Source organism: Desulfosporosinus sp. BICA1-9 (assembly GCF_000802135.1).
Window position 1 is genome coordinate 1 of record NZ_JUEE01000060.1, and the last position, 12,085, is coordinate 12,085.

General features: G+C 43.4%; 11 protein-coding genes and 1 pseudogene. 3 read left to right on the top strand and 9 right to left on the bottom strand.

The features are described 5' to 3' along the window. Positions 1-1,666, bottom strand: a 1,666-nt coding sequence (locus JL57_RS07810) for a reverse transcriptase/maturase family protein (protein WP_034141500.1), incomplete at its 3' end; no start/stop codon positions are given. 1,029 nt (positions 1,667-2,695) lie between these two features. On the opposite strand from JL57_RS07810, the pseudogene JL57_RS07815 reads away from it, so the two are divergent. The 3 genes and pseudogenes from JL57_RS07815 to JL57_RS33835 all read left to right on the top strand — a co-directional run. Further along, a pseudogene (locus JL57_RS07815) lies at positions 2,696-3,004 on the top strand (TraR/DksA C4-type zinc finger protein); the annotation flags it as partial. Positions 3,005-3,008: 4 nt separating this feature from the next. Next, entirely contained in the window at positions 3,009-3,221 is a 213-nt protein-coding gene (locus JL57_RS33830) for a hypothetical protein (protein WP_291299828.1), read from the top strand. A gap of 1 nt (position 3,222) precedes the next feature. Continuing rightward, positions 3,223-3,648, top strand: coding sequence for a hypothetical protein (locus JL57_RS33835; protein WP_291299829.1), 426 nt, complete (start codon positions 3,223-3,225; stop codon positions 3,646-3,648). Between the two features lie 285 nt (positions 3,649-3,933). Here JL57_RS33835 and JL57_RS07825 read toward each other — a convergent pair whose 3' ends face one another. The 8 genes from JL57_RS07825 to JL57_RS07860 all read right to left on the bottom strand — a co-directional run. Beyond that, positions 3,934-4,584 (bottom strand): class I SAM-dependent methyltransferase, encoded by a 651-nt coding sequence (locus tag JL57_RS07825; protein WP_291299830.1) that lies wholly within the window; start codon positions 4,582-4,584, stop codon positions 3,934-3,936. Positions 4,585-4,633: 49 nt separating this feature from the next. After that, positions 4,634-5,599, bottom strand: a complete 966-nt coding sequence (locus JL57_RS07830; RefSeq protein WP_034141501.1) for an ABC transporter ATP-binding protein — start codon at positions 5,597-5,599, stop codon at positions 4,634-4,636. Further along, positions 5,565-6,527, bottom strand: coding sequence for an ABC transporter ATP-binding protein (locus JL57_RS07835; protein WP_034141502.1), 963 nt, complete (start codon positions 6,525-6,527; stop codon positions 5,565-5,567). Before JL57_RS07835 ends, JL57_RS07830 begins: the two co-directional genes overlap by 35 nt. Beyond that, positions 6,528-7,343, bottom strand: a complete 816-nt coding sequence (gene nikC / locus JL57_RS07840) for a nickel transporter permease (protein WP_034141503.1) — start codon at positions 7,341-7,343, stop codon at positions 6,528-6,530. Positions 7,344-7,348: 5 nt separating this feature from the next. Further along, complete coding sequence (locus JL57_RS07845) at positions 7,349-8,293, bottom strand: ABC transporter permease (RefSeq protein ID WP_034141504.1); 945 nt, start codon at positions 8,291-8,293, stop codon at positions 7,349-7,351. 79 nt (positions 8,294-8,372) lie between these two features. Next, positions 8,373-9,953, bottom strand: coding sequence for an ABC transporter substrate-binding protein (locus tag JL57_RS07850; RefSeq protein ID WP_034141505.1), 1,581 nt, complete (start codon positions 9,951-9,953; stop codon positions 8,373-8,375). A gap of 367 nt (positions 9,954-10,320) precedes the next feature. Further along, positions 10,321-11,073: a DUF4198 domain-containing protein gene (locus tag JL57_RS07855; protein ID WP_034141506.1), complete on the bottom strand. Its 753-nt coding sequence runs from the start codon at positions 11,071-11,073 to the stop codon at positions 10,321-10,323. Positions 11,074-11,766: 693 nt separating this feature from the next. Then, positions 11,767-12,085: ABC transporter ATP-binding protein (locus JL57_RS07860; RefSeq protein ID WP_034141509.1), on the bottom strand; the 319-nt coding region annotated here is incomplete at its 5' end.

Genomic DNA, 12,085 nt, shown 5'->3' on the forward strand with positions numbered 1-12,085 from the left:
CTAGGTCTTTTAGCTTCTTGACGTGGTGCATTTCAATATTTCCACTTGATCCACATAATTCACATGTATCCTTCATCAGACGGTCAATAAGTTGGCTCTTAATGTTGAACACTTTTCCTGTTGGTAATGCGTCTAGAATTACGGCATCCTTCTTGTAACCTAGCTTAAACCCTCCGAAGTAAGCGATCAACGGATTTTTTCCTTCCCGTTTCACTTCCTTTTGAAGCACCTTGTAAATTTGTCCGTCCGTTTCACGAGTCGTTTTGTACGTCTTGAAGACTTTGTTGACCGTCGTTTTGAACTTATTCGCAAGGGTACGTGCTAAAGACAATTCCATTGTTCTCTTGAGACCATGCAACTGATGAGCATTATAGGCAAGCAGATAGTATTGAGCGAATCCGCGAAATTCGGACTGGTATTGGGCAATAATATCAAAATCGGAGTTGACCGTCCGTTCTTTTCGATGAGTTGGTTTTCCGCTCTTCTTATACTGTCCTGCTTTGTCTTTCATCTTCTCGTCTGGAACGCGAAAACCGATCACACCATTGATGCTGCGTTGTCCTCGTTTGTCATGTTTCGTATCCTGATGCAGTACATGGATGTCATAACCGAGAAATCGCGCTTTATCGGTTTTTTCATGGGTGATTAAGGTCTTCTCTTCGCTAAGCGTTAATTTTAGTTCACTAACGAGGAAGGTTCTAATTTGTTCCTTGACCTTGATTGCATCCTGCCTAGGACCTGAAACACCCAACAACCAATCATCCGCATAGCGGATGTAATAGAGTCTTCTGAATCCTGGATCGTTCGTATCTTTGGAAGACATGGACTGTCTCTGCTTGTTAAGTTCCTTTACTATCTTCCAGTCTTGATGGCGCATGTGCTTTTTAACTTGGTTGCTCAGCGCTTTGTAGGTTTTGTTCTCTGTCCTTCTGCCCCCGCAGTTATAGACGGGGAGGATGTGTTTCTCCATAAACTGGTCGAACTTGTCCATATAGACGTTAGAAAGCAAAGGACTTAAAATTCCACCCTGCGGACACCCGCTTAAGGTAGTGAAATATTTCCAGTCTTCCATGTACCCACATTCCAGAAAGTGTTTCATCAGTCTCACGAAGCGATTGTCTTTTACCTTTTCAGCCAGAATTCCGAGTAGAATGCCATGATCGATACTACCAAAACAGTCGCGGATATCGCCTTCAACGAACCATTTTACACTTTTCCAACCATTTTTAGTCCGAATAGAATCCAGTGCCGTGTGGCATCCCCGATTGGAACGGAAACCGTGAGAGGCGTTGCTGAATTGTGGATCAAAGTAGATATTCAGAATCAGACGAATGACTTCTTGGAGTAATTTGTCTGACCATGTTGGCAGTCCAAGAGGGCGTTGCTTCTTACTGCCCTTTTTCTTGATATACTTACGTCTGACAGGCGCAAAACGATAAGTTTCCTTTTTCAGTTGATTGATAATTCGATCAATCTTGGCAATGGACATGCCGTCAACCGTCTCGTCTGTCACTCCCTTAGTCATCGCGCCTTTGTTGGCATAAATATTTTTGTAAGCGATAAGATACAATTCTTTGTTGTAAAGCAAACGGTAGATGCGATATAACGGTAACTTTCGCTTGCCTCTGTCGCCGATGATATCCAATACTTTTTCGGCCTTCTGCATTCCGCATACCTCCAAGCGATTGATATCGTAACCACCTGTCTTCCTTCTCCTGATCTCCCGCTTACTTGGTTACCCTTTTGGCGGTATAAGCGATCCAGCGGCACATATTAAAGTCCGCCTGTGCAACCGTCATTACGACCGCCACTTTGGATACTATGAAAACTCCGTTACCATAGGGGTCTCCCCCGTTAGGCAATCCCACGTTTTGCGCAGGAAGAACGTATTAGCTCGACTTAGGTTCCCACTCATGACCTTACTTGAACTCATTGTTCAATGGCTTATCGCCCTAGATTTCTTCGAACAAAACTCGGATTCGAATATGCGATAAGTAGGGAGTATTTAGACGGTGTATCCCTAGATGTGCAGTTCCATCCCTGGTCATTCAGGTTTAGGCAGTGTAGCTTTTAACCATATCGAGCAGAACTTGCGTGACCTGCTTCTACACCATCTTCGATTCATCCACGCTTTACCACCATGCTGTTTTTCCCTCTTCCTTTCAGATTCAGGTTAGGCGTTGTTCTCAACGTAATTCCAAGGACATTGGTCTGGTAACCAGACAATTCTTGCTGCGCACGACATGGCGCACGGTTTCCAAGCATACGGCGTTCCATCAATCTAAAATTACTTCCTTATATCACAATATTTCCTTAGACTGCACCATCCACCTCTGGACATGTTTCCCATTTCTTGCAAAACAGGGCAAAACTCATGCGACTTTACCGTGCTTCAGACATTTCTATACTTATCTATTTCCATACCTGTCGGAGTATTAAAGTGAACCCTTCAAGGCGTTACCCTATCATTTGATTCATTGAGATGTTAGTTCTATCAGTATTTCTACCAATGTCTAGGCTTTTATTGACCTAGAAACGTGTCGCACAACATGTTCCCCCGAATCTCTCTCGCTGCCAGACAAACACATATATAAAAAACCCGCTAAAAGTCCGGCCTCTCTAGGAAGGGATCGAATAAATTTGTTTATTGCAACGATTAATGAGTCCTCATTTCTGTTTCTGAAATAGTCGCAAATATAAAGGCACAGGCAAAATGGCCTTCAGCTTTTATAACAAGTCCACCGGCGAAAGCCTAAGAATGATCATAAAGCCCCTCAACGGGGAAATGGACCGCCAGCAGCGTCAGGACTACATACTGAACTCACCTGTTGAGCAACTCTTTAATTTCTCGAAGCCGACGTTTGAGCTGTCCGAAAAGGCAAGACTATTTACCACAGTAGTTTATGAAATTTGCGGGGAAGGTGCTCCAGAGCATAAGCTTCGAATCAATGACGGGAAAAAAGTATGCCTAGACTGCTTCAAAGATTATTCGAGGGGATGGTAAAGGGATGGACATTCCATATTTTACTCATCTTTGGAGCGAGGGAAAGGCTGCCAAAGCATCCGGTAAGTCGTTTTGGGACAACAGGGCGGATGAGTTTAATAAGTTAGTTTGTCAAGGCAGTCCTGATGAGCGCATTCGCAAAATCGTTGAATTTTTGTCACATAATAACCTTCTTGTCGAGGATAGTAGCGTCTTGGACATAAGACATATCCGATAAAATGTTAGACTATGCGGTGAAGAATGCCAAATCCGAGAACCTCACCAATGTCTTGTTCAGAAACTTGAACTGGGATGAGGTTAGCCTTGAAGAATACGACTGGAGAAAAAAGTATGACCTGGTTACCGCAATCAATAGCCCTGGGATCCATGATCTAATCACATTAGAGAAGATGATCAATGCAAGTAAAGGATACTGCTTTTTGTCCAATTTTGTTGATCGTACCGACTCTGTTCAAGACATTATTCGCGCGGATATTCTTAAGCTTAAAGGCGTAAAATTTTACAGCAATACAATTTACAGCATTTTTAACATCCTTTGGCTAACTGGATATTATCCCAGTATTGCCTATGCTGATACGGATCGAGAACATGTCGAACGGTCGAAGAAGCTTGTATTTATTATGGTACGCTCTTTGAAACGGTGAATAACTTATGCGATGAGAAAAACGCTTTAATAAGGAGCTATCTCGATAAGATCTCTATCAATGGATTTGTGATGGAGAAAGTTCGGACGAAAACTGCCTGGATTTTTTGGAAGGTCTAATCTCAAAAATAAGACAACTGACTCCTTAAAAAAAGAAAACCATGAAGCTGATTCTACTGAGTCAGTTTCATGGTTTTTGCTCTGCCAAAACCCTCCTCACCTTAGGATCACGACAGTTTGTTCGTGACTTGTAAGATAGAATTATCTTTGAGTAGTTCTGATTCCCTTACAATTTTTTCCCTTTAATCGCATACCAGTCTTTATCGCCATGCTTGTCTTTTATTCCCTCAAGAATTATTCCTTGCACTTCCCTAAAACCAGCATTTTCAAGAGCAGCTATGAACATTTCTTTGGGGGCACCTTTTAATGGCAGCATGTCTTCAATTTCCTGGCTGTAGTGGTTGTTGCCATCTATCCCCTCACCTATCGAACAGAAGCACAACAGCACACCTCCTTGTTTTAGTACCCTCCGCCATTCCTTCAAAGCCACATCCGGCTGAAGCAGCGTCCACATCACACTGCGGTTCATAATGACATCCTTACTGTTATCTGGGAATGGCAATTGTTCGACAACGCCTTTACTAAAGTTTATATCCAACCCTTTTTCAGCGGCGTGCTGCTTGGCAATGGTCATCATCCCTTCCGAGATGTCCACTCCCGTACACTTATATCCTAGTTCGGCAGCTTTCAAAATCAAAAAGCCTGTTCCTGTCCCCACGTCTAAGATTTCGATACCCTGATCCTGACCTAGATGTGTTTTTAAAGTACTCTCCCATAGTTTAGCATCTTCTTCACTAAGATGGCCATGATGCCGTTCATCATAACTTTTGGCATGGGTATTCCAGCGCTCTTCAATATTTTCTATAACTTCGCTCATCTTAAACCCCTCCTGAATTATTTCGATTTGATCCATAATTAACAACAGTTTACCGAATAAGATGGCAGGCTAATTTTCTTCCCTCTCCTATCGGGAGAAGTTTAGGATTCTCCACTTCACAAATGGGCTTACATTCTGGACAACGAGGATGAAATCGACATCCCTGAGGCAGGGCAAACGGATTAGGGGGTTCACTAACTGCCAAATTGAGCTTGCTTTTCCGCTTTGACGGGTCAAGGATAGGCAGTGAAGAGATCAATAGCTTGGTGTAAGGGTGTAAGGGATTCTTAAAAATACTCTCCGTCTCTCCCACTTCCATAAACTTACCCAGATACATAACGGCCATCCGCTGGGTCATTACCCGAACAATTCTGAGATTATGTGAGATATACAGTAGCCCGATCCCTTTCCCTTCCTGCATAGTTTTCAGCAAATCAAGCACCTGAGCTTGAACGGACAAGTCCAGCGAGGCCGCTGGTTCATCTGCCACGATAAACTCCGGTTCTAAAGCTAACGCCCTTGCCAAGCCTACTCTTTGCCGTTGTCCTCCTGAGAGCTCATGCGGATGCCTTTCCAGTAATTCTGGGCCCAGATTAACCAGTTCAAGCAACTGACTGATCCTTTGTTCACTGTCACGTTGACTTCCCTGACATCGTTTGAACGGCTCTGCCAGCAGGCGAGATACTGTGTATCTGGGATCTAAAGAATTATCGGCATCTTGAAAGATGGGCTGCAACTTGATACGTAAATTTTTCATTTTTTTATTCGAGAGGGAGTAAAGATCCGTTCCCTTATAATACACGTTTCCCTCTGTCAGTTCTGAAAGGCGCAGAAGTAGCCTACCCACCGTCGATTTGCCGCACCCACTTTCCCCGACTAGTCCAAAACTCTCCCCTTCAGCAATAGAGAAAGAAAGATCATCGACCGCCTTCACAGGCTGGCGTGCCCAAAACATCAAATCACTTTTAGGATAATAGTATTTAGTTAGCCTTTCGGCTTGTATCAAATTGGACAAGATGGCACCTCTCCATCTTATTGTTTATATAACTAGCTTGGGGCCGTATTTCCCTGCACAGGGTGATCGCATCAGGGCATCTGGCATAAAAAGGACACCCCTGTAATCGATCTGTAAGATTGGGAACATTTCCATGAATAGGATTTAGAGAGTTACCTTCTACTACCTTAATTAACGCCCTGGAATAGGGATGTCCTGGGGTAAAGAAGAAATCATGAACATTCGTAATTTCCAATAAATCTCCAGCATACATCACGGCCACTTGATCGCCCATTTCCGCCACAACCCCCAAATCATGGGTGATCAGCAGCAACGACATATCATAGCGTTCTTTTAACTCACGCAGTAATTGGATGATCTGATATTGAACCGTCACATCCAAAGACGTCGTTGGTTCGTCTGCAATGAGCAATCTGGGCTGACAAGCCAAAGCCATGGCAATCATGACCCGCTGCTGCATGCCGCCACTCAGTTCATGGGGATAATCTCTAAAACGTCGTGACGATATGCCCACCTCTTCGATGAGCCGCTTAGCACCGACACGAACTTCCTGCTTGGAACACACTCTATTGACTCCATAAGCTTCCATTATTTGCTCACCGATGCTCATGACTGGATTTAAACATCCCATCGGTTGTTCAAAGATCATGGCTATTTCTCGGCCCCTGACCTGCCTCTGTTCTGGGGCCGAGTAGGGCAAAAGGTTGTTTTCTCTATACCACACCTCACCGCTCACCAAAGCATTAGCCGGCAACAAGCCTAGGAGAGCTAGGGCCACAACACTTTTTCCACACCCTGACTCCCCTACAAGACAAAAGGTTTCTTTAGGCTTGACTTCAAAACTAATAATGTTTGCTGCTCTCACTGGACCCTGCCTGGTCTGGAATTCAACGGCCAAGTCCTTTACTTTCAATAACGGCTTTTCCATTTACAATTCAAATTCCTTCCTAAGACGGGGATCCATAAAATCCCTCAAGCCGTCCCCAAATAAGTTGAAACCTAAAACTGTTATCATAATCATCAACCCCGGAAAGATGAAAAGATGCGGCACCGAACCCATAAAAGAACTGGCCTCATTCAGCATACTGCCCCACTCGGGCGTTGGTGGTTGCGCCCCAAGGCCTATAAAACTCAAGCCACAAATCGCCAAAATAGTATGGCCCGCCTTGAACGTAGTATATACAATCACTGGATGAACAGCATTCGGCAAAATATGGTCTTTCATGATCTCCCAGGTGCTAAAGCCCATGGCCCGGGCAGCCTCGACATAGGGCAAGTTTTTCAGGACCAGAACACTACTACGCACCATTCTGGCATATCCTACCCAAGAAGTAAGGATCAGCGCTAGGATGATATTAGCCAAGGAGGGCCCCAATATCCCGGTAATGGCAATAGGAAGTATAAATGAAGGGAACGCCATCACGACATCCACCAAACGCATCAGCAATTCATCAATAATACCGCCATAATAACCAGCTACTGCGCCAACTACTGTTCCTATGGCCAGGCAAGCCAAGACTACGCTAAAGGAAGCCGTTATGGACGTCCTAGTCGCATAAATGACTCGACTCAACAAGTCCCTGCCTAGTTGATCAGTTCCCATAGGGTGCTGCCAACTGATCCCCTGCAATCTCTCTTTCATATCTACTTGAAACGGGTCCGCGGGCGTTAAAAGTGGTGCAACAGAAGCCAGAAACACGAGCAGTACGATAAACGCAATGCCTAACCAGATCGTTTTTAGCACCTGCTTTAGCCTCCTTTTGTTGTGTAGGTTATCCTAGGATCAAGGAAGACATATAACAGATCCAGCACCAGATTGATACCCACAAAAATAAGCGCACTCATGAAAACAAATCCCTGAATTACCGGTACATCACGGGCATTGGCAGCTTGGACCAAAAAGCGGCCCAAGCCTGGCCAAGCAAATAACATTTCTACAATCACTGCCCCGCCCACCATATGGCTGACACGTAAGCCTAACGCCGTAATCACAGGTATTAACGCATTCCGCAGTACATGTCGGGTAAGTATCACTCCATCCTTCAGTCCTTTGGCCTTAGCAGTTCGCACAAAGTTGCGCCACAACACCTCCATCACACTAGTTCTGGTGAGCCGCATCAATTCCATAGCACCCGTAATCCCCATAGTTAGGGCGGGCAAAATAATATTGGTTGGTTTTTCATACCCTGACGCTGGCAACCAATGAAGCTTAACTGCAAAAATGTAGACCAAAAACATCCCCAACCAAAAGCTGGGTAACGATATACCCGCTAAAGCCACTGCTCTGGAGATATTATCTAATCTAGAATTGGGCTTAAGTGCAACTAAGGTGCCCAGAGGCAATGCTATAGCCAAGGCAATAAGCTGGGCAACGATAAAGAGCTTCGCTGATGCATAAAATTTTTGGTTAAAGATGACTGAAACATTTTCTTTAGTGCTCAAAGAATTACCAAAATCAACTACTGCTGCTTTTTTCAACCAACTCGTATACTGAACCAGCATGGGCTTGTCCAAGCCATGCTCATGATTGAATTGATCAATTTGTACCTGACTAGGTTCGCCTTGCAACTCTCTTTGCAGAATCAAACGAGCAGGTTCACCTGGGCTGAGATAGACTAGAGAAAAGGAGATAAATGAAATCACTAGCAACACTGGAACTAAAAGCAAGACTCTCCTGAATACATAATAAGCCAGATTTTCACACCTCCCTGATTTTGCTACCTATCAGCTATTTATCTGCATCTTTCTGCCATCCGCTATCTACTATCTGCTCCTACTTCTTTTTCTCTACGACCACACTGTCGAAACGAGGTTCGGAACTCACATACTCAATATTCTTGATGTTCGATTTGGCCACCACGAAAACCGCATCGTAATAAAGTGCTACTCCCCCTGCTTCCTCTTTGAACAGGCTATATAGCGTTTTAAAAGAGTTTAACCGTTCTTGTTCATCAAACGAGGATACTGCTTTATTGAGCACCGGTGTTATCTGAGGTGAGCTAAAATACCCGGATCCGCCAAACTCCGCTGCGGTTGGGTTAAATCTTCCGTCTAACCTGGTATAGGCACGTCGTCCCGGTCCGCCGATATAATAGGTGCGTAAATCCCAATCCCCTTTTTTTTGCCTATCCGTATAAACCCCCGCTTCCAAGACATCCAACTGCACATCGATTCCGACCTGGGCCAATTGGAATTTGATCAATTCCGCCAGTTTAACCTCATCAGGGTTCTGACTCTGCACGATCATCTTGGGCTTATAGCCTTCTGGAAAACCTGCTTGCTTAATAAGTTTCTTTGCTTCTTCGACATTGTAGGAATACTCTTTCACTCCCGCTTCCTTCATAAACGGTGCCGATGGAGAAAACAGTCCGTCCTTAGCCGGATTAATCCACCCGTCAAACAAGGCTGCCAAATCGTCTTTATTGATAGCATAATTTATCCCCTGGCGCAGCGTTACATTATTCCACGGAGCTTTTTTATAATTAAACGCCAGCGCCGTGGTCATGGGCATTTCTTTCTTTAAAACTTGAAAACCGTCATCTTTCAGAGACTTAAGCAAATTTCGAGGAGTATAAGCAGACCCGCCATGATAATAATCGACGATAACATCCACATCACCGGACTTCAACGCCAACACACGTCCTTCAGCCTTGGGAATATCTTTAACCGTCACTTTTTGCAACGTCGCTTTTTTACCGTAATAATGTTCATTCGGTGCAAAAACTGTGTACTGGTCTTTCTTGTAATCGATCACTTTCCAAGGCCCCGTACCAATAAGGGTAGAAAAGGGTGCCCCAGGATCGCCCTTAGGCTCAACTGAATTGGGGCTCAGGATACTGCTTTGATATTCATTAAAAGAAGTCAAGACCACAAAGCCAACTTGCTCAGGGACAATATGAAAGGCAACAGTATAGGGATCGATAACCTCTACCTTTTCCATCTTATCCACTTCTGTCCAATTGACATTATTAAACTTTTTCAGGCGATCATACGTGAATTTGACGGCCTCTGCCGTGAAGGGTGTACCATCCGAAAACTTGACGTCTTTACGAAGATGGAAAACGATTGTTTTTCCATTATCCTTGATGTCCCATGAAGTGGCTAAACTCGGTTGCACCTTTCCGTCAATCAATTCCACCAAGCGGTCTGTGGAGAAAATCTTAAGCAGCATATCTCCCATTCCTTTAATCGATTTTGCATCCGTATCCATGCCGTAAGCAATAGTCAATTCCTGGGGTACATCTGAAGATCCACTTTGAGCTCCCGTGTTGCTCTCCTTGCTACATCCGACCATGGATGACGCAGTTAGCGTAAGAATTAACAAAGTAACCAAGAGTTTTGCGAAGTGTTTCATTCCTTTACCTTTCCCCTCTCTAATTAAGAATTTATAATTAGTACATAGTCATAGCGATCATTGCTGTACAATTACCACCGCTACCGTAATTCACACACCCCTCCTCAATAGTTGAGAGCATAAATCTTGTTTTAGCACGAATTATTAAGCCTTTTTTACTCTTGATGCACCTTCCTTTCAAAAGAAACAAAAAAACCACGAAGTTGACTCTTATGAGTCAAACCTCCATGGTTTTTGCCAAGACCTTCATGATCTTACTTTATTCTAAATTTTCTGACTGATACATAATATATTCATTTACGGTATTTTGTCAAGATAATTATTGTAATAACCGTGCTTTGGGGGCGAAAAATATAAACCTAAGTATTTATTTTTTAACGCTGTAATAATACGTATACGTAAACTGTGTATCGTAATAAACCCCTGTCTCGCCTTCGAGTGAACGGTGACGTGCTATCAGCAGGTACTGTCCTGTTTTATCAACTTTTATATTAAGCTTTCCTTCTCCATCCGTCTTCATCTTCTTTTGTTCCACAGAGCTTTCTGCATCATCTGCACGCGCCATATCAATGTCATTATCCGGCAACGCATCTTTATAAAGGTATAAAGTAAAAATTATATCTTCTCCTGTCTTCCATTTTTTCCACTCTTCAGGAACAATAGCCAATGGAAGCTTCGGTGATGTAGATAACTGTTCCTTCGACAAATCATGCCCAACAAGCATTGTCAGATGCGAAAACTGTGTATAGGATGTGGCCTTAGGAGCATCGGGATAATCCTTCAATGTTCCCATCAAATGCTTTCCTTCACTGTCAATTACATAATAACCCTTGTTTTCACAAATAAAATGATATAATCCTTTTTCTTTCGGTGTAAATTTCATTAAATAGCTGCTTGGTTTATAATCCTTTATCTCTACTTGATGCTTTTGTCCGTCAGGCAAAATCACATATGCGGATAAACCCTCTTTTCTTGCAAGTCCATGAACCTGCATATTGTGACCCCATTTAAAATATATTTCCACTGGATCGCCTTCATGGACATGGGTTGTGTTTGGCTCCAACCAGCCCTCATGACCATATACCATATGGTCTGTGGTATCAAGAAACTCTACTTTCATATTAGTTCTCCCTTCACCTTTATGCACCTTTAATACCTTTAATTATTATATACCATGCCTTGTCACCATTCATATTACGGACACTTTCCAGCGGAATGGCTTCGACTTCTTTATATCCTGCTGCTGTTAAAACCTCCTTTCAGCGGAAGCATGTCCTCAATTTCCTGGCTGTAATGATTGCTGGAATGAGAGCCTTTTCCTATGTTGTCCCTCTGATTTACGGACAAAACGTTGGATAGCAAACCCAATGATCCCGATCACTAACAAGGCGAAAAAGGCTGATAAAGTGTATCACTTCTCCCAGCTGGCTATTTTTATTTAAACCCCTTTGTTTTAAAGTAAAATAAAAAGACCAAAAAAGCAGACTATAAAAAGTCTAACCTCCATGGTCTTTGCAAACACCTTCATGGTCCTGCATTGCAATATCATTTTTCATAGTATTCTACAACCGTTCGTGAATTCCTGCTAAATATTTCGATTTGTTAAAAATAAATTGTTCACCTTGGGATCACGACCATTTGGTTCCGTACCCTTTCCACGCTTACCGGAACCCCATACGCCTGAGTGATATTTTCTGCCGTCATCACCTCCGGGCCGCCGGCCACGAAAACCTTCGTATCCTATAGTAATACAAATTTGTCCGAGAAACGCAAGGCTAGGTCCAGCAAAGGCTGATGGAGCAAGAAATCTCGTTCAGGTATTATCCAGCACAACGAAGGCTTTAATCTCCTCACCCTTATAGGACACTGGCAAAATCTTTGCTTTAATTCCAAAGTACTCTTCGACTCGTTTTTCAGTAATGATCTCCTTAGTCCTTCCGAACAAATACGAATTTTGTCCCAAGAGCAGCGTAGTATCCGACAGACGCAAAGCATGTTCCGGATAATGCGTATTTATGATACAAGACAGGCCGCGTTCCCTGACCAGCCTCATAATAAGATTTATTATCATGAACTGATTCCTAAAATCCAGGTGTGATTCTGGTTCATCAAGAACCAGCACCTTAGGTTCA

What these genes read in the sequence shown, in the direction of transcription:
- JL57_RS07825 (WP_291299830.1), bottom strand. Translation starts at nt 4,584, where the DNA reads ATGAGCGAAGTTATAGAAAATATTGAAGAGCGCTGGAATACCCATGCC.
- JL57_RS33835 (WP_291299829.1), top strand. Translation starts at nt 3,223, where the DNA reads ATGTTAGACTATGCGGTGAAGAATGCCAAATCCGAGAACCTCACCAAT.
- JL57_RS07850 (WP_034141505.1), bottom strand. Translation starts at nt 9,953, where the DNA reads ATGAAACACTTCGCAAAACTCTTGGTTACTTTGTTAATTCTTACGCTA.
- JL57_RS07835 (WP_034141502.1), bottom strand. Translation starts at nt 6,527, where the DNA reads ATGGAAAAGCCGTTATTGAAAGTAAAGGACTTGGCCGTTGAATTCCAG.
- JL57_RS07855 (WP_034141506.1), bottom strand. Translation starts at nt 11,073, where the DNA reads ATGAAAGTAGAGTTTCTTGATACCACAGACCATATGGTATATGGTCAT.
- JL57_RS33830 (WP_291299828.1), top strand. Translation starts at nt 3,009, where the DNA reads ATGGACATTCCATATTTTACTCATCTTTGGAGCGAGGGAAAGGCTGCC.